Origin of the sequence: Mesorhizobium sp. B2-4-18 (assembly GCF_006441385.1) — a bacterium.
Classification (GTDB): domain Bacteria; phylum Pseudomonadota; class Alphaproteobacteria; order Rhizobiales; family Rhizobiaceae; genus Mesorhizobium; species Mesorhizobium australicum.
On the sequence record NZ_VFUW01000001.1, the window covers coordinates 269,719 to 287,427 of the forward strand.

A 17,709-nucleotide genomic window follows, 5' to 3' on the forward strand; every position below is an offset into this window, starting at 1 on the left:
CACATCCCGCCGCGACTTCAAACGGACCTAGTTTCAGGGCTTGATACGGATATGGACACGACGGCCCGACACAGCGAGACTGACGAGCGGCTTCCGGCCTCCGCTCCGCGCCTGGCACTGTCCGGCATCTCCAAGAGCTTCCCCGGTGTCCGTGCCCTGCACAATGTCAGCCTGTCGCTCTATCCCGGCCAGGTGACCGCGCTGATCGGCGAGAATGGCGCCGGCAAGTCGACGCTGGTCAAGATCATGACCGGCATCTACCAGCCCGATGCGGGCACGATCAGCATCGACGGCCAGGCCGTCGCGCTGCCCAGCGCGCACGCCGCCTTCGGCCACGGCGTCACCGCCATCCATCAGGAAACCGTGCTGTTCGACGATCTCAGCGTCGCCGAAAACATCTTCCTCGGCCATGCGCCGCGCACGCGCTTCGGCACCATCGACTGGCGCACGATGCGCAAGAATGCGCGCGAAGTGCTCGACACCATGCATGCCGGCCATATCGATGCCGATGCGCGGCTCAGGGATCTCGGCATCGCCAACAAGCATCTCGTCGCCGTCGCGCGCGCCATGTCGATCGACTCCCAGATCGTCATCATGGACGAGCCGACCGCAGCCCTTTCGATGAAGGAGATCGAGGAGCTTTTCCTTTTGATCGAATTCCTCAAGGAGCAGGGCAAGGCGATCCTGTTCATCAGCCACAAGTTCGACGAGATCTATCGCATTGCCGATCGCTACACGGTGTTCCGCGACGGCGAGATGGTCGGCGAAGGCCTGATCAGGGATGCCGGCCAGAGCCAGATCGTGCGCATGATGGTCGGCCGTTCGGTCGACCACATCTTTCCGCAGCGCAAGGCCGAGATCGGCGCACCGGTGCTTTCCGTTTCCGGCCTGTCGCATCCGACCGAGTTCAGGGATATCGGGTTCGAACTGCACAAGGGCGAGATTCTCGGCTTCTATGGCCTGGTCGGCGCCGGGCGCAGCGAGGTGATGCAGGCGATTTCAGGCATTACCCGCATAAGCGCCGGCACGATCACGCTGGATGGCAAGGCGATCGCGCCGAAATCGGCCGCGGATTCGATCGAGGCCGGCATCGTCTACGTGCCGGAAGAACGCGGCAAGCAGGGCGTGGTTATCGGCCTGCCGATCTTCCAGAATGTTTCGCTGCCATCGCTCGACCGCACCTCCAAATCAGGCATGCTGCGGCTGGCGGAGGAGTTTTCGCTGGCCCGTTCCTACACGGAACGGCTCGACCTCAGGGCCTCCTCGCTCAGCCAGGATGTCGGCACGCTATCGGGCGGCAACCAGCAGAAGGTGGTCATCGCCAAATGGCTGGCGACCGCGCCCAAGGTAATCATCCTGGACGAGCCGACCAAGGGCATCGATATCGGCTCCAAGGCCGCCGTGCACGGCTTCATGGCCGAACTGGTGGCGCAGGGCTTGTCGGTAATCATGGTGTCGTCCGAACTGCCTGAAATTCTCGGCATGTCCGATCGCGTCGTCGTCATGCGCGAGGGCCTTGTCGCGGCGGTCTACGACAACAAGGGACTGGATGCCGAGACGCTGGTCAGGACAGCAGCAGGGATCGCGGCATGAAAGCTTTCCTCAAATACCGCGAAATCTGGCTGCTCGCGGCCATCGTCGCCTTGATCGGGCTGATCTCGACGCGCTTCCCCGCCTTTGCCGACCCCGGCAATCTGCGCCAGGTGTTCAACGACACCTCGATCCTGATGATCCTGGCGCTCGGCCAGATGGTCGTCATCCTGACGCGCTCGATCGACCTGTCGATGGCGTCGAACCTCTGTTTCACCGGAATGGTGGTGGCGATGCTGAACGCCGCGCACCCGGCGATCCCGATCCCGCTGCTGATCGTCATCGCGCTCGCAGTCGGGCTGGTGCTCGGCGCCATCAACGGCCTTTTGGTGTGGCGTCTGAACATCCCCTCGATCGTGGTGACGCTGGGCACGCTCACCATCTATCGCGGCGCCACTTTCGTCCTGTCCGGCGGCGCCTGGGTCAATGCCGACAGGATGAGTCCGGATTTCATCGGCTTCCAGCGCGCTGCTTTCCTCGGCATTCCGGTTCTGTCCTGGATCGCCATCCTGGTGATCGCGCTGTTCTTCGTGCTGATGACGCGCACCGCGCTCGGCCGCTCGATCTATGCCATCGGCGTCAATCCGACGGCGTCCGTCTATACCGGCATCGATGTCGGGCGGACCAAATTCATCGTCTTCTGCATCTCCGGCATGATCGGTGGCCTCTGCGGTTATCTCTGGATCTCGCGCTATGTGATCGCCTCGGTCGAGGTCGCCAACGGCTATGAGTTGAACATCATCGCCGCCTGCGTCATCGGGGGCATATCGATCGCCGGCGGCATCGGCTCGGTCGGCGGCGCCGTGCTCGGCGCGCTGTTCCTCGGCATCATCTCCAACGCTTTGCCGGTCATCAACATCTCGCCCTTCTGGCAGATGGCGATTTCGGGGAGCGCCATCATCCTGGCGGTCGTGCTCAACGCGCGCGGCGAACGCCAGCAGGGCCGCATCATCCTCAAGAAAGTGGAAGCGGTGACATGACCGACGTCCCTGCCCCTCGCCACATCCCCGACCGGCTCGACAAGCCGCTCTCTTCGGCGATCTTTTCCTGGGAAGCGCTGCTGGTCGTGGTGGCCATCGCCATCTTTGCCATCAACAGTTTCGCCTCACCCTATTTCCTCGATCCGTATTCGCTGTCCGATCTGACGTTCAATTTCACAGAGAAGGGCCTGATCGCGTTCGCCATGGCGCTACTGATCATTTCGGGCGAGATCGACCTGTCGGTGGCCGCCATCATCGCGCTCGCCTCGACCATGATGGGCATGGCGGTGCAGGCCGGCGCCGGCACGCCAGTGCTTGTCCTGATCGGCATCGTCGTTGGGCTCGGCTGCGGCGCCTTCAACGGACTGCTGGTCACGCGCCTCGGCTTGCCTTCCATCGTCGTCACCATCGGCACGATGAGCCTGTTTCGCGGCATCGCCTTCATCACTCTCGGCGACCAGGCCTACAAGGGCTATCCCGAAAGCTTCGCCTTCTTCGGCCAGGGTTATGTCTGGTGGGTGGTGTCGTTCGAACTGGTGCTCTTCCTCATCGCCGCGGTGGTCTACTGGGTCCTGCTGCACCGCACGAGTTTCGGCCGCCGGGTCTTCGCGATCGGCAACAATCCGGTCGCGGCGCAGTTTTCCGGCGTGCGCGTCGGCCGCATAAAATTCATCCTGTTTTGCCTGACCGGCCTGATGTCGGGCATCGCCTCGGTGCTGATCACGTCGCGGCTCGGCTCGACGCGCCCGTCGATCGCACAGGGCTATGAGCTGGAGGTCATCACCATGGTGGTGCTCGGCGGCGTCAGCATCCTCGGCGGCGCCGGCAGCATCGTCGGCGTGGTGCTTGCCGCCCTGATCATGGGGCTGGTGACCTTCGGCCTCGGCCTGCTCAACGTGCCCGGCATCGTCATGTCGATCTTCATCGGCCTGCTGTTGATCATCGTCATTGCGCTGCCGATCGTCTGGCGGCGGCTGCGCGGGGGATGCTTGGCCTGATGCCCGAGAAATACGCATTCAAGATGATGCTCAAACCCGGCATGAAGGCCGAGTACAAAAAGCGCCACGATGAAATCTGGCCGTCGCTGGTCGCGTTGCTGAAGCAGGCCGGCATCTCCGACTACTCCATCCATCTCGACGAAGAGACGAACATCCTGTTCGGCGTGCTGTGGCGGCGCGATGATCACGGCATGGACGATCTGCCTAAGCATCCGGTGATGCAGCGCTGGTGGGCTGAAATGGCCGACATCATGGAGGCGAAACCGGATAACGAGCCGGTGGCGGTGCCGCTGGAAATGATGTTCCATATGGAATGAGCGCGGTCCGCCACATCGCCGTCATCGACATCGGCAAGACCAATGCCAAGGTGGCGCTGGTCGATCTCGCCACATTGAGGGAGGTGACGCTGCGCCGGGTGGCGAACGCGCCGGTGCGACAAGCGCCCTACCCGCATCACGATGTCGACGCGCTGTGGGCGTTCATCCTCGACAGCCTTGCCGACCTCAATCGCGAACAGCGCATCGACGCAGTTTCGATCACCACGCATGGCGCGACCGGCGTGCTGGTCGATGCCACGGGCGAGCTGGTGCTGCCTGTCCTCGATTATGAATACGATGGGCCCGATGAGCTGGCGTCCGACTATGACGCGATCCGCCCGCCCTTCTCCGAGACCGGCACGCCGCGCCTGCCGCTCGGCCTCAATCTCGGCGCGCAATTCTTCTGGCAGCAGCAAAGTTTCCCGACGGAGTTCGCCAGGGCAGCCGCGATGCTGATGTACCCGCAATACTGGGCGCTGCGCCTGACCGGCGTGGCCGCCAACGAGGTCACCTCGCTCGGCTGCCACACCGATTTGTGGAACCCCTGGACGGGGGATTTTTCGGCGCTGGTCGATCGCCTGGGCTGGCGCGAGCTGATGGCGCCGGTGCGGCCGGCCAGGGACCGGCTTGGCTCGATCCTGCCCGCGCTTGCGGAGCGGACCGGGCTCGATCCACAAACCCCGGTCTTTTGCGGCCTGCACGATTCCAACGCCTCGCTGCTGCCCCACCTCCTGTCAGATGCGCCGCCCTTCTGCGTGGTCTCGACCGGCACCTGGGTGGTGTCGATGGCGGTCGGCGTCAAGACGGTGGCGCTCGATCCGGCAAGGGATACGCTGGTCAATGTCAATGCGCTCGGCGACCCCGTGCCCTCGGCGCGGTTCATGGGTGGCCGCGAATTCTCGCTGCTGACCGAGGGCTCGGCGCAGAGCTGGAGCGACAGCGATGTCACCGCGGTGCTGGCGCGCAAGACATTGCTTTTGCCTTCGATCCAGCAAGGCTCGGGGCCGTTTCCGCATCACACCGCCGCATGGCGCAAGGGCGAGGCGATCCCTCCCGGCCAACGCTTTGCCGCCATCTCCTTCTACCTGGCGCTGATGACGGCGACCTGCCTCGACCTCGTCGGCGGCGATGGCCCGACGACCGTCGAGGGGCCTTTCGCGCGCAATCAATTGTTCACGCGGATGCTCGCCGCGAGCACTGGCCGCGCCGTCATCGCATCGGAAGCCGCTACCGGCACCAGCATCGGGGCCGCCCTGCTTGCATCGGACCAGCGCGCGGCGCATGGCAAAGGTCAAACACTGGAGCCGCCGGCCGATCCGGCCTGGGCGGAGTATATCAGCGCATGGCGGGCGGCCGTCGAGGCTATTGGCTGATCAGAGAATCCGCTTGCCGAAGGCCGACATGACGAAGTTGACCGCGTCGCTACCGATCCTGGGCTCCAGATCGGCACCCAGGCCGGAGACATCCATCGAAAGCAGCCCGCCGGAAAGCGCGATCGCCTCCATCGCCTGATGCGTCTCGCGCACGGTGAGGCCGCCGGAGCCAGCCGCCCAGCCGGCGAATTCGGTCGCCGTGGGCGAATAGCTGACATGAAACCCTTGCGTGCCCGAGGTGGCGATGCGGATTGCCTCGTGCATCAGGTCGCGCATGCCCATCGCGTCGATATCGGTCATCGTGAAGGCCGAGACGCGCGAATCCTTCAGGACCCGCACTTCCGCCGGATCGGCTTGGCGCAGTCCGATGATGACGACGTTTTCCGGCGACAGCTGCGGCTGCAGCGCGCCGGCCTTGTGGTCGAGGCCAAGCGAGCGCGCCAGTACCGACGCCTCCGGCAGGTCGATGCCATCTTCGTCCTCCGGCATCAGCGCGGCGATGGAATCGATCCAGATCAGGCCGAAGGAATGGGTCGCGCGGGCCGTTGCGGTCAGCGCCTTGTGCGCGATGCGACGATCGGCGCCGGCGGCGAACCGGATCAGGCCCGAGGGCGGCCGATCGATATCGGCCAGTTCGACGACGTCGAAATTCATCGACTCCAGCCGGGCGCCGGTTGCTTCGCGCGCGAGGATGCGAGCCGCTTCCGCTTCGGCCGAGATCGACACCATCTTGCGGCCGGAGAAATCCGCGACATCGTGCATCGGTGCTTTTTCGACATATTCCGAGGTCATGGCCAGAAGCATGGCGCCGTAGCTCATGCGGAAGGCGACGCGGTCACCAACGGCGAGCGGCGGGTCGGCATCCTGCACATCGAGCAGCAGATGGTCACTGGAGGCGCCGAGCACCCTTATCCCCTTGGCGATCGGGATCAGCCCTTCGACCAGCACATCCTCGCGGCCGATATTGGCGATGGCGCGCAGCCTGTCGCCTTCGTCGGGAAAGACCGGCTGGTTGCCGAAGGCGTCGTAGCCGGAGGTGCCGATCGGCCGCGACGGCTTGAGCTTGACCTCGATGACGTCGCTGGTCAGCCGGCAGGCATCGGGTTCGAGTTCCGCCCATGGGACATCGCGGAAGGTCTCGACACCGCCCTGCAGGATCGCCTCGCCGATGCGCAAATTGTTGATGCCGGCCGGCAATTTGCCTTCGAGCAGCAGCGGCAGCGACGACGACGCGCCGCCGGAGATGAAGTCCAGGCTTTTCCCGGACAGGCGTTCGGTCTTGTAGGCATGAGCGACGAGCTGGCCGAGATTTTCCTCCGTCGGCATGATGGCGCCGAAGCAACCGAGATTGGTGCCGATGCCGGCGATGCGCACGCCCTTCATGTCGAGAATCCGCTCGACCGTGTGGATGAGGTCGTTCGGCCAGATGCCTTCGCGGAGGTCGCCGAGATCGATCATCAGCATGATGTCGTGGACGCGGCCCATACGCTCGGCGGTGCGCGAGATCTCGCGGATGATCGTCAGCTCCGACTGCAGGCTGACGTCGACGGTGCGCACCACCTCCTCGACGCGCGCCATCGGCGGGCTGCGCAACAGCATGATCGGCGCGCTGATACCGCTGTCGCGCAGCCGGCGGATGTTTTCGAAACGCGACTCGGCGATCCCGGAGACGCCGCCGCGCAGCATGGCGCGTGCCACCTGCGGCATGCCGCAAGTGCCCTTGGTGACGCCGAAAACCTTGATGCCGGACAATGCGCAGCGGTCAACAATGGTGCGTGCGTTGCGCTCGATACGGCCGAGGTCGATGGCGACTTGCGGTCCCGACATTTTTCCTCTCAGGGTTTGTATAATCTATCGGCCAGGTGCATCTTCAAGATCATCTTCTGATAACTGTCAAAGCTAGAAGTGACGGTCTCAATGTTGGAAACCAGAGCAATTGTATGTGGGCACGTCTTTCGATTGGAAAGACCGGTGGCACTGGTCGTCCGTCATTCCGATGGCGAGTGGCAACTGACGTGCGGCGAACACGATCATCCCGCGGACTGTGGAGATTTTGAAGTCGTAGGTCTCAAGCATCTAATTGACCGGCAAGAAAATCTGGCGGGGATTGCCAAACTTGAGCCTGGCTGGCTTGCAGAATGGATGCCCGGCAAATGGACTCGGTGTCGCCACGACGATTAGTTCTTGCTCAGCTCCTGTAGACCAGGCCTTGCGGGTCGATCTCCGGCTTGCGGCCGGCGACGAGGTCGGCGAGAAATTTTCCCGAGCCGCACGCCATGGTCCAGCCGACATGGCCGTGGCCGGTGTCGAGGTAAAGGTTGCGGTATTTCGCCTGGCCGATGACCGGCACCGAGTTCGGCATCATCGGCCGCAAACCCGCCCATAGCTCGGCCTTCTTCTCGTCGAAAGCACCGGGGAACAGGTCCTTGCCGGTTCTGAACATGGTGGCGAAGTCGCTGGGTTTGTGGGTGCGGTCGAAGCCGGTGAACTCGGCGGTCGAAGCCAACCGTAATCGATTGCCGAGGCGCGAATAAGCCATCAGCTGATCCTCGTCGGCGCCGCCCATGGTCGGGCCCTTGCTCTCATCCTCCAACGGAATCGTCGCGGTATAGCCCTTCACCGGATAGACCGGCAGGTCGAGGCCGTAGCGCCGGCCGAGCAGGCCGCTCTCCGGCCCCATCGATATGACCACTGCATCGCCGGCGATCGGCCCGGCCGAGGTCATCACGGCCCGCACCCGGTCGCCCTCGATATCGAGGCCTTCGACCGTCGTCCCATAAAGGAATCTCACGCCGAGCTTTTCGGCGGCATAGGCAGCGAGGTTTTCCACGAACTGCCGGGAATCGCCGGTCTGGTCGATCGGCGAGTAGACACCGCCGGCGATCTTTTCCTTTACCCCGGCAAGACCTGGTTCAAGCTCGACCAGCCGGTCGCGGCCGACGATCTCGATCGGCAGGCCATGCTCGGCCAGATAGCGGTAATTGTCGGTGCCGGTGTCGAGACTGTGCTGCGAGCGGAAGAAGTAGAGGATGCCCTTCTTGCGCTCGTCGTAGTGGATGCCGGTATCGGCGGATATGGCGTTGATGCAGTCGCGCGAATAGAGCGCCAGCCGCAGCTTGACCTGGCTGTTTGCCCGCAGGCGGGCCACCGTGCACTGGCGAAGGAAGCGCAGGCTCCAGGCGAGGAAATAGGGATCGAAGCGCAGCCGCACCTTGATGCCGAGATCATGATTGTAGAGCCCGCGCAGGAACGTCTTGAGTGCCGCGGGCGAGGCCCAGGCGGTGGCGTCACCTGGAGACACCAGCCCGGCATTCGACTGGCTGGTGCCTCGCGCCGGCGCGGCATGACGCTCGATGACGGTGACCTCGTGGCCGTCGGCGGCCAGATAGTAGGCTGCCGCCGTACCGACGACGCCGGCTCCAAGCACCGTTATCTTCATGCCATCCCCCAAAGCTCATTGCGGCACCGCGCCTCCACGCTGTGTCGCGAATACTTGCATAGCGCGTCGCCGCGCGCCTTGCGAGCCCTGGGCTTGTGAGCCCCTGGGGAAAGCGCGCTCAGCCCCGCGCGGAGTTCTTGCTGGTCAGGATGCGTTCCCAGGACAGCGCGTCGTTGACGATCTGGTCGAGATCGTCGCGTTGCGGGGTCCAGCCCAGTTCGGACCGGGCGAGATCGGAATTCGCAACCACCGCCGCGGCATCCCCGGGACGCCGGTCGCCCATCCTGACCTCGAAATCATGGCCGAAGGCACGCCGCACGCTTTCGATCACCTCGAGCACCGAATAACCGTGGCTGTAGCCGCAATTGGCGACGAGGCTGGCGCCCCCGGCGCGCAGCCGCTGCAAAGCCAGGCGATGCGCGGCGGCCAGATCGCTGACGTGGATATAGTCGCGCATGCAGGTGCCGTCCGGCGTCGGATAGTCGGTACCGAAGACCTGCATGAAGGGTCGCTTGCCGAGCGCGGTCTCGCAGGCGACCTTGATCAGATGGGTGGCGCCCGGAGTGGACTGGCCGGTGCGGCCCTTCGGGTCGGCGCCGGCGACGTTGAAATAGCGCAGCGCCGTGTAGCGGATGTCGTGCGCAAGGGCCGCGTCGCGCAGCATCCACTCGCTCATCAGCTTGGACAGGCCATAGGGCGATTCCGGCGCCAGGCGGGCATCCTCGCGCACCGGCTCCAGCCCGGCGCCGCCATAGACGGCGGCTGTCGAGGAGAAGATGAAATTCGGCACGCCTTCGCGGACCGCTGTTTCGATCAGCGTGCGGGTCTTCGAGGTGTTGTTCTCGTAGTAGGCGAGCGGATCGGCTACCGATTCCGGCACCACGATGGAGCCGGCGAAATGGATGATGGCGTCGACATGATTGTCCCGGATGATCCCGCCGACCAATTCCTTGTCGGAGACATCGCCGACAATCAGCTTTGCCTCCGGCGCCACTGCCCATTCGAAGCCGGTGGAAAGGCGGTCGAGAACGACCACGCTTTCGCCTGCATCCAGCAATTCCCAGACCATATGGCTGCCGATATAGCCGGCGCCGCCTGTCACCAAAACCGTCATCCCAAGTCCTCGCTTACCCAAGATTTATCGGAAACTGTCTCAACAACCGCCTTACTGGAAAGCCCCGCGCATGACCATTAGAACGAGAGGTAACCGGCGTTCACTTGATGTGGCATCATGCGGAAACAAAAGTGATCCACTGAGCGTGTCGTGAAGCGGAATAGGCCACGATCCGCCAACGTTAGGAACAGGTGCGGGGCGTGGCATTTTGACCAAAATGGCCCGGTGGACGGCCAAAAGGCCAATGATTATGATGCCGCGCAAAATTGGGAAGTCGACATGAACTATCAGCGGTTTTTCGAGGAAGCGATCGATCAGCTCCATGCCGAGCGTCGCTACCGCGTCTTCGCCGACCTGGAGCGTATCGCGGGCAAGTTTCCGCGCGCCGTCTGGCGTTCCAACGGCCGCGCCGAGGAAATCACCGTCTGGTGTTCCAACGACTATCTCGGCATGGGCCAGCATCCTGACGTGATCGCCGCATTCCAGAACGCGGCCGGCAAGATGGGATCGGGCGCCGGCGGCACCCGCAACATTTCCGGCACGTCCAACCCGCTGGTCGAGCTCGAGCATGAGCTGGCCGACCTGCACGGCAAGGAAGCCGCCTTGGTCTTCACCTCCGGCTTCGTCTCCAACGAGGCCTCGATCTCGACCATAGCGCGGCTTTTGCCCAATTGCCTGATCATCTCGGACGAACTGAACCATGCCTCGATGATCGAAGGCGTGCGGCGCTCGGGCGCCGAGAAAAAGATCTTCCGCCACAATGACGTCGCGCATCTGGAAAGCCTGCTGCAGACCGCGGGGCGCGAACGCGCCAAGCTGATCGTCTTCGAAAGCGTCTATTCGATGGATGGCGACATCGCGCCGATCAAGGAGATCGTCGAACTTGCCGAACGCTACAACGCCATGACCTATATCGACGAGGTCCATGCCGTCGGCATGTACGGACCGCGCGGCGGCGGCATCACCGAGCGCGAAGGCCTGGCCGACCGCATCGACATCATCGAAGGCACGCTGGCCAAGGCGTTCGGCACGCTGGGCGGTTACATTACCGGCACCAGCGCCGTCATCGACGCGGTGCGCTCCTACGCGCCGGGCTTCATCTTCACCACGGCGCTGCCGCCGGCGATCGCCGCGGCGGCCACCACCTCGATCCGTCACCTGAAGCGCTCGCAGGCCGAGCGCGACGCCCAGCAGCAGCAGGCGAGCCGAACCAAGCAGATCCTGTCGGCGGCCGGTCTGCCGGTGATGGAGTCGCCGACACATATCGTGCCGGTGCTGGTTGGCGATCCTGAACTCTGCAAGATGGCGAGCGACCGCCTGCTCGGCGTCCACGGCATCTACATCCAGCCGATCAACTACCCGACGGTGCCACGCGGTACCGAACGGCTGCGTATCACGCCGACGCCGTTCCATTCCGATGCGCTAATCGCCGAACTGCAGGACGCGCTGGTCGAAACCTGGGACGCGCTCGGCATCCCCTACGGTTCGGCGGGACGGCCCTCAGTGACCAAGAGCGACCGCATCATTCCACTGCTGGTGCCCAAGTCGGGCGGCTGAAGTCCGTTTGAAACTCTACTCCGACGGCCAGCTGACGCGGCTTTCAATTCGGGCTTCGTCAGAGTTCAGACAGTCTTCATCCACCTTGCCAGCCGGTTTGCCGCATCCTCGAGCTGGTCGAGGCGGCGGTGGAAGCACAGCCGCAGGAACGCTTCGCCACCGGGCCCGAAGGCGGTGCCGGGCGCCAGGCCGACATTGGCCTTGTCGACGATTTCGAAAGCGGCTGCCCGCGAGTCCGTGACGCCGTCGACGGTGAAGAACAGGTAGAAGGCGCCCTGCGGGACGGTGAAGCGCGCCTTGCCGGTTTCGCCCAGAATGCCGCAGACCAGGTCGCGCGCTTGCCTCGCCCGCTCCACCTGTTCGGCGACGAAGGCATCGCCCTCGTCGAGCGCCGCGACCGCGCCGCGCTGCATGAACTGGGCGACGCCCGAGTTCGAATACTGGATCAGGTTCTCGAACACCTGCTGCAGGCCTGGATGCGTCTTGATCCAGCCGACGCGCCAGCCGGTCATCGCCCAGTTCTTGGAGAAACTGTTGACGAACAGGATGCGGTCTTCCGCCTCCGCGATGTCGAGGAAGGACGGCGCGCGGCCGTGCCCATAGTGGAACAGCGAATAGATCTCGTCGGCGATGATCCACAGGCCTTTGGCGCGGGCGAGATCGAGGATCGCCCGCAAGGTCTCGTGATCGGCGGTCCAGCCGGTCGGATTGGACGGCGTGTTGATGAACAACGCCTTCGTGCGCGGTGTGACCGCCGCCGCTATTTTCTCGACGTCGCATGACCAGCCATTTCCGGAATGGTCGAGTGTGACCGGCACCGGAACGGCACCCGCGATGGCGGCGGCGGCGTCGAAATTCGGCCAGGCGGGCGACAGGTAGATCACCTCGTCGCCGGCTCCCGCAAGCGCATCGAGCGCCAACTGGATGGCATGCATGCCGGAGCCGGTGACGATGAATTGCTCCTCGGCGAAGGTCTTGGCGAAGTGCCTTTCGTAGTAGCGTGCCAGCGCCTGCCTGAGATCGGGAATGCCCCTCTGCCAAGTGTAGAACGTCTCGCCGCCGGCCAGCGCCTTCGACGCCGCATCGGTGATGAAGGACGGCGTCGGCAGGTCGCCCTCGCCGGCCCAAAGCGGGATCAGGCCTTCGCGCAATCTACCATAGTTGACGACGGCGACGATACCGCTTTCGGGCGCGGCCAGGGCCTCGGGGCGCAGGGTCTGGATCAAGGTCATGGGCAGGTCCATTGTCTCGGGGCGTTCGCAGGTGCTGTTTACCAGATGCGAAAACAGAAAACCCCGGCCGCGAACGACCGGGGTTTTGGTCCAGAAGAACCCTATCCGTCTATCGCCTGGCCAGCAGATCGCGGATTTCGGTCAAAAGCTGCACATCGGCCGGCGGTGGCGCGGCCGCTGGAGCCGGCTTTTCCCTTTCCAGGCGCCTGCGCATGTTGTTCACGGCCTTGACCATGAGGAAGATGATGAAGGCTAGGATGATGAAATTCAGCACCACGGTGATGAAGCTGCCATAGGCAAAAACAGCACCTTGCTTTTTGGCTTCCGCCAGCGAGGTGGCGTTGACGGCCGAGGAAAGCCCAAAGAAGTAGTTGTTGAAGTCCAAGCCGCCGAAGATCGCTCCGACAATCGGCATGATGATGTCGTTGACCAGGGAATCGACGATCTTGCCGAAGGCAGCGCCGATGATGACGCCGACGGCCAAGTCCATCACATTGCCCTTGGAAATGAATTCCTGGAATTCTTTCAGCATTCGACCCTCCTTATCATGGCGGGCCGCGCAGCCGTCCCATCCCGGAAGCACCGCCCCGGCGACACCATAACAAAAACCTCAAGTTGCAACATGGGCAAAAAGGAGAAAACAACCGGTTTCGCCTTACCCTGCGTTACCTCTTTGAAATCAGGTGCCCAAAGCCGTGATGGACTTGACGCCCAAGCTGTGATTGCGTCTGACCCGGCCAGGTGAAAATCGGCACAGGGAGGATCTTGCCGGCGTGCAGGGCTTGTTCATCGTCATCATCGCGATCGCCTATGTGACGCTGCTGTTCGCCATCGCCAGCCTGGGCGACCGCCGCTCGGCCTTGTCAGGGCCCAGCAGGGCGCGACCTTTCATCTATGCGCTCAGCCTTGCCATTTACTGCACGTCCTGGACCTTCTTCGGCTCGGTCGGCCTTTCCTCCGAACGCGGCCTCGAGTTCCTCGGCATCTATACCGGCCCGGTGCTGGTGTTCGTGTTCGGCTTTCCCTTGCTCAACCGCATCGTGCGGCTGGCCAAGACCGAGAAGATCACTTCGGTCGCCGACTTCCTCGGCGCCCGCTACGGCAAGAGCTTCACCGTGGCAGCCATCGCCACGCTGATCGCCACGATCGGCGCCGTGCCCTATATCGCGCTGCAATTGAAGGCGATCTCCGGCTCGGTCAGCCTGATGGTCGAGCATTATACGGGCTCGCCGCCGTCCTTCGATCCGTTCGTCAGCGACATCTCGCTGGTCGTCGCCATGCTGCTTGCGCTGTTCGCGGTCCTGTTCGGCACGCGCCACGCCGATGCCACCGAACACCAGGATGGGCTGGTGCTGGCGGTGGCGGTGGAGACCGTGGTCAAGCTCGCCGCCTTCCTGGCCATCGGCCTGATGGTCACCTTCCTGATCTTCGGCGGCCCCGGCGACATGTTCGACCGGCTGGCCGAGAATGGCCAGGTGCGGCAGGCAATGGGCTATTCGACATCGCTGGCCACCTGGCTGGTGCTGACGTGCCTGAGCGGCTTTGCCATCATCCTTTTGCCGCGGCAGTTCTACGTCACCATCGTCGAGAACCGCAGCGAGGCCGAACTGCGCACCGCGACTTGGGTGTTCCCGCTGTATCTCGTGGCGATCAACCTGTTCGTGCTGCCGATCGCCTTTGCCGGCCTGACGCTGGTCGGCGCGAGGACGAGCAGCGACCTTTACGTGCTGTCGCTGCCGCTGTTCAGCGGCCACGATTTCCTGGCCATGGCCGCCTTCATCGGCGGCTTGTCGGCGGCAACCGCCATGGTCATCGTGGAGAGCGTGGCGCTGTCGATCATGATCTCCAACGACCTGATCATCCCGCTGTTCGTGCGCCGGCTGTTGCGGACGACCACCTCGGAGAACGAGGATTGGTCGACGCTCATCCTCAATGTGCGGCGGGCGTCGATCTTCATCCTTTTGTTCATCGCCTTTCTCTATTATCGCGAGAGCACCAACAGCGCCCGGCTGTCCTCGATCGGCCTGATGTCCTTCGCCGCGATCGCGCAGTTCGCCCCTGCCCTGGTTGGTGGGCTGATCTGGCGCGGCGCCAATGGCCGGGGTGCGGCACTCGGCATGGTCGCCGGCATCCTGGTCTGGGGCTATACGCTGCTGGTCCCGTCGCTCGTCGCGCCCGATACAGGCATCATCGTCCACGGACTGTTCGGCTTCGAGGCACTGCGGCCGCAGGCACTGTTCGGCACCGTCGCCGAGCCGCTGAACCACGGCGTGCTGTGGAGCCTTTCGATCAACGCGCTGTTTTTCGTCTTCGGGTCACTGTCGCGCGCGTCGGTACCGCTGGAGCGCATCCAGGCATCGATCTTCGTGCCGCGCGAAGCCGGACCGATGCCGAGCCTGCGCCGCTTCCGCACCGCCATCACCGTCAACGACCTCAAGGATACGATCGCACGCTATCTCGGCGTCGAACGAACCGAGCGGTCGTTTCAATCCTTCGAGAAGAGCAATGGTACCTCGCTGCATGGCAACGAGCAGGCCAGCATGGACGTCATCCGCTTTTCCGAGCAGCTTTTGGCCAGCGCCGTCGGCTCCTCCTCGGCACGGTTGATCCTGTCGCTGCTGTTCCGGCGCCACGACCGCGAATCCCGCGACGCCTTCCGCCTGCTCGACGACGCCACGGAAGCGCTGCAGCACAACCGCGACCTGCTGCAGATCGCGCTGGACCAGATGGAGCAAGGCATTACCGTCTTCGACCGCGATTTCCGGCTGATCTGCTGGAACCGCCAATACCGGGCGCTGTTCGACCTGCCCGACGAGATGGGCCAGGTCGGCGTTTCGCTCGACCAGATCCTTCGCCATCTGGCCGAACGCGGCGACATTCCCGCCGACCAGCGCGTGACGATGCTCAACCGGCTGACCAGCTTCGTCAGCCCCTGGCAGATGGAGCTGAAGACCAGCGGCCGCATCCTCGAACTGCGCTCCAACCCGATGCCTGACGGCGGCATCGTCGCCACCTATGCCGACATTTCCGGCCGCGTCGAACAGGATCTCGCGCTGAAAAGCGCCAATGAATCACTGGAGCAGCGCGTCAAGACCCGCACCATCGAACTGACTGGGGTCAACGAGGAATTGACCCGGGTCAACGAGGAACTGGCGCAGGCCCAGATGCTCGCCGAGGAGGCCAATCTCGGCAAGACGCGCTTCCTTGCCGCCGCCGGTCACGACATCCTGCAGCCCTTGAACGCCGCCCGGCTCTATTGCTCCTCGCTGATCGAGAAGGCCGGCAAGGGTCCGGCCGGCAAGGCGGCCATCAACATCGAATCCTCGCTGGAATCGGTCGAGACCATTCTCGGCGCCGTGCTCGACATTTCGCGCCTCGATGCCGGCGCCATGAAGCCGGACGATACCGCCTTCAACCTCGACGGCCTGCTCAGCCAGATCGGCAATGATTTTCGACCGATGGCCGCAGCAAAGAAGCTCGAGCTGACCATCATTGCGTCCTCACTGACCGTGATGACGGACCGCAACCTTTTGCGCCGCCTGATCCAGAACCTAGTTTCCAATGCCATCAAGTACACCCGCCAGGGCCGCATCCTGGTCGGCGTGCGGCGGCGCGGCGAACTGGCGGAAATCCAGATCATCGACACCGGCATTGGCATCGCCGGTGACAAGCTGAACACCGTCTTCCATGAGTTTACCCGACTGGACGAAGGCGCACGCGAAGCAGAAGGTCTTGGTCTTGGCCTGTCCATCGTCGACCGCATCGCCAGGGTGTTGCGGCTTGAGATCCGTATCTTCTCCAACCCGGGCAAGGGCACGCGCTTTTCCGTCATCCTGCCCGTGGCGGCCGCGCAGGTGCCGCGACGCGAGGTCGAGACCAGGGCGCCGGCCCGCGCGGCGGCTTCGCTCTCCGGCCTGCATGTGCTGTGCATCGACAATGACATCCGTATCCTCGAGGGCATGCGGCTGCTGCTCGAGGGCTGGGGCTGCAATGTCGCCACGGTGACCGGCTCGGAGGATCTGGAGAGGGCCGCGATCGACCGTCCGGACATCGTGCTTGCCGACTACCATCTCGACCGCGAAACCGGTCTCGATATCATTATCAGGCTGCGAGCCACCCACGGCGACGACCTGCCGGCCGTGCTGGTCACGGCCGACCGTTCCAACGAGGTACGAGCAGCCGCGGCAGGCCTCGACATCCCGATGATCAACAAGCCGTTGAAGCCGGCGGTGCTGCGTTCGATGATGGCCAGGTTCAGGCCGATGGTGCGGGCGGCGGAGTGACGTCGAAGCGCCTGAATCAGGCCTGGTGCTCCAGGGTTTCGAGATAGGCGCAGAACATGTCGGCGAGCGCATCGGAACAGGTCGATGCGGCGAGCCGAAGTTAAAAGTTCCGACTGAGCCAGCAGCCGGCACTCAGCCCGCCGGCTGCAGCGGGTCGCTGCCTATCTTGGACAGCAGGATCACCGCCTGGGTGCGACTGTCGACGCCGAGCTTTTGCAATATGGCCGAGACATGCGCCTTGATCGTCGCCTCGGAGACGCCGAGTTCATAAGCGATCTGCTTGTTGAGCAGGCCCTCGGCCAGCATGCCGAGCACGCGGGTCTGCTGCGGGGTCAACGTCTGCAATCGTTTGATCAGGTCCGATATTTCGGGATCGCGTTCGACGCCGAGATCGACGCCGACAGGTGCCGCGATATCGCCGGCAAGCACCGACTGCACGGCGCCGCGGATTTCCTCCATGCTGGCCGACTTGGAGATGAAACCGGAGGCGCCGAGATCGAGCGCACGCCGTATGGTCGCCGGGTCGTCATGCGCCGACACCACGACCAGCGGCACCGCAGGATGGATACCGCGCAACGAGATCAGGCCGGAGAGGCCGCTGGCGCCGGGCATCGACAGGTCGAGCAGCACCAGATCGACATCTTCATTGGCCACGACCAGCGCCTTGGCGCTTTCGAAATCACCGGCCTCATGGATGGCGGCGACATTGCCGATGCCGGCAAGCGCCTCGCGCAGCGCGCCGCGAAACAGCGGATGATCGTCGGCGATCACGAAAGAATAGCCTGACGGCAAATGTCCCTCCCCGAATCCCCGATTTACTGCTTTT

Annotated in this window: 14 protein-coding genes; 8 read left to right on the forward strand and 6 right to left on the reverse strand. The window is 63.8% G+C overall.

All coding sequences use genetic code 11. From position 1 onward, the window contains the following. Positions 1–51: 51 nt before the first annotated feature. From FJ527_RS01240 to FJ527_RS01260, 5 genes are read left to right on the forward strand one after another with little or no spacing between them, the layout of a single operon-like run. Positions 52–1,593: a sugar ABC transporter ATP-binding protein gene (locus FJ527_RS01240; protein ID WP_140821298.1), complete on the forward strand. Its 1,542-nt coding sequence runs from the start codon at positions 52–54 to the stop codon at positions 1,591–1,593. Then, positions 1,590–2,570, forward strand: a complete 981-nt coding sequence (locus FJ527_RS01245; RefSeq protein WP_015319236.1) for an ABC transporter permease — start codon at positions 1,590–1,592, stop codon at positions 2,568–2,570. The genes FJ527_RS01240 and FJ527_RS01245 overlap by 4 nt, the downstream gene beginning before the upstream one ends. Then, on the forward strand, positions 2,567–3,568 hold the full coding sequence (locus tag FJ527_RS01250; RefSeq protein WP_140821300.1) for an ABC transporter permease: 1,002 nt from the start codon (positions 2,567–2,569) through the stop codon (positions 3,566–3,568). The genes FJ527_RS01245 and FJ527_RS01250 overlap by 4 nt, the downstream gene beginning before the upstream one ends. Further along, positions 3,568–3,885, forward strand: coding sequence for an L-rhamnose mutarotase (rhaM, locus tag FJ527_RS01255; RefSeq protein ID WP_140660704.1), 318 nt, complete (start codon positions 3,568–3,570; stop codon positions 3,883–3,885). The genes FJ527_RS01250 and rhaM overlap by 1 nt, the downstream gene beginning before the upstream one ends. Further along, positions 3,882–5,258 (forward strand): FGGY-family carbohydrate kinase, encoded by a 1,377-nt coding sequence (locus tag FJ527_RS01260; RefSeq protein WP_140660703.1) that lies wholly within the window; start codon positions 3,882–3,884, stop codon positions 5,256–5,258. Before rhaM ends, FJ527_RS01260 begins: the two co-directional genes overlap by 4 nt. On the opposite strand, the gene FJ527_RS01265 is transcribed toward FJ527_RS01260, so the two are convergent. Next, a complete protein-coding gene (locus tag FJ527_RS01265) occupies positions 5,259–7,085 on the reverse strand; it encodes an alanine racemase (RefSeq protein ID WP_140660702.1) in 1,827 nt (608 codons plus the stop codon). 144 nt (positions 7,086–7,229) lie between these two features. Between FJ527_RS01265 and FJ527_RS01270 the strand changes: the two genes are divergently transcribed. After that, complete coding sequence (locus tag FJ527_RS01270) at positions 7,230–7,439, forward strand: hypothetical protein (RefSeq protein ID WP_140821302.1); 210 nt, start codon at positions 7,230–7,232, stop codon at positions 7,437–7,439. Between the two features lie 7 nt (positions 7,440–7,446). Here the strand turns inward: FJ527_RS01270 and FJ527_RS01275 are convergent, their stop codons facing one another. Together FJ527_RS01275 and galE are read right to left on the reverse strand one after the other, a co-directional pair. Beyond that, complete coding sequence (locus tag FJ527_RS01275; RefSeq protein ID WP_140821304.1) at positions 7,447–8,697, reverse strand: D-amino acid dehydrogenase; 1,251 nt, start codon at positions 8,695–8,697, stop codon at positions 7,447–7,449. Positions 8,698–8,815: 118 nt separating this feature from the next. Beyond that, positions 8,816–9,811, reverse strand: a complete 996-nt coding sequence (gene galE, locus FJ527_RS01280; protein ID WP_140614724.1) for a UDP-glucose 4-epimerase GalE — start codon at positions 9,809–9,811, stop codon at positions 8,816–8,818. A gap of 279 nt (positions 9,812–10,090) precedes the next feature. Between galE and hemA the strand changes: the two genes are divergently transcribed. Continuing rightward, on the forward strand, positions 10,091–11,368 hold the full coding sequence (gene hemA, locus FJ527_RS01285) for a 5-aminolevulinate synthase (protein WP_140787201.1): 1,278 nt from the start codon (positions 10,091–10,093) through the stop codon (positions 11,366–11,368). 65 nt (positions 11,369–11,433) lie between these two features. Here the strand turns inward: hemA and FJ527_RS01290 are convergent, their stop codons facing one another. Next, positions 11,434–12,600, reverse strand: coding sequence for a pyridoxal phosphate-dependent aminotransferase (locus FJ527_RS01290; protein ID WP_140821306.1), 1,167 nt, complete (start codon positions 12,598–12,600; stop codon positions 11,434–11,436). A 109-nt stretch (positions 12,601–12,709) separates the two neighbouring features. Then, complete coding sequence (gene mscL, locus FJ527_RS01295) at positions 12,710–13,132, reverse strand: large conductance mechanosensitive channel protein MscL (RefSeq protein ID WP_015319245.1); 423 nt, start codon at positions 13,130–13,132, stop codon at positions 12,710–12,712. 241 nt (positions 13,133–13,373) lie between these two features. Between mscL and FJ527_RS01300 the strand changes: the two genes are divergently transcribed. Beyond that, positions 13,374–16,883 carry a PAS domain-containing hybrid sensor histidine kinase/response regulator gene (locus tag FJ527_RS01300; RefSeq protein ID WP_140821308.1) on the forward strand — a complete coding sequence of 1,170 codons (3,510 nt, stop codon included), beginning with the start codon at positions 13,374–13,376 and terminating at the stop codon, positions 16,881–16,883. A gap of 132 nt (positions 16,884–17,015) precedes the next feature. On the opposite strand, the gene FJ527_RS01305 is transcribed toward FJ527_RS01300, so the two are convergent. Next, a complete protein-coding gene (locus FJ527_RS01305) occupies positions 17,016–17,675 on the reverse strand; it encodes a response regulator transcription factor (protein WP_015319247.1) in 660 nt (219 codons plus the stop codon). Positions 17,676–17,709 lie beyond the last annotated feature (34 nt).

What these genes read in the sequence shown, in the direction of transcription:
- FJ527_RS01240 (WP_140821298.1), top strand. Translation starts at nt 52, where the DNA reads ATGGACACGACGGCCCGACACAGCGAGACTGACGAGCGGCTTCCGGCC.
- FJ527_RS01245 (WP_015319236.1), top strand. Translation starts at nt 1,590, where the DNA reads ATGAAAGCTTTCCTCAAATACCGCGAAATCTGGCTGCTCGCGGCCATC.
- FJ527_RS01250 (WP_140821300.1), top strand. Translation starts at nt 2,567, where the DNA reads ATGACCGACGTCCCTGCCCCTCGCCACATCCCCGACCGGCTCGACAAG.
- rhaM (WP_140660704.1), top strand. Translation starts at nt 3,568, where the DNA reads ATGCCCGAGAAATACGCATTCAAGATGATGCTCAAACCCGGCATGAAG.
- FJ527_RS01260 (WP_140660703.1), top strand. Translation starts at nt 3,882, where the DNA reads ATGAGCGCGGTCCGCCACATCGCCGTCATCGACATCGGCAAGACCAAT.
- FJ527_RS01265 (WP_140660702.1), bottom strand. Translation starts at nt 7,085, where the DNA reads ATGTCGGGACCGCAAGTCGCCATCGACCTCGGCCGTATCGAGCGCAAC.
- FJ527_RS01275 (WP_140821304.1), bottom strand. Translation starts at nt 8,697, where the DNA reads ATGAAGATAACGGTGCTTGGAGCCGGCGTCGTCGGTACGGCGGCAGCC.
- galE (WP_140614724.1), bottom strand. Translation starts at nt 9,811, where the DNA reads ATGACGGTTTTGGTGACAGGCGGCGCCGGCTATATCGGCAGCCATATG.
- hemA (WP_140787201.1), top strand. Translation starts at nt 10,091, where the DNA reads ATGAACTATCAGCGGTTTTTCGAGGAAGCGATCGATCAGCTCCATGCC.
- FJ527_RS01290 (WP_140821306.1), bottom strand. Translation starts at nt 12,600, where the DNA reads ATGACCTTGATCCAGACCCTGCGCCCCGAGGCCCTGGCCGCGCCCGAA.
- mscL (WP_015319245.1), bottom strand. Translation starts at nt 13,132, where the DNA reads ATGCTGAAAGAATTCCAGGAATTCATTTCCAAGGGCAATGTGATGGAC.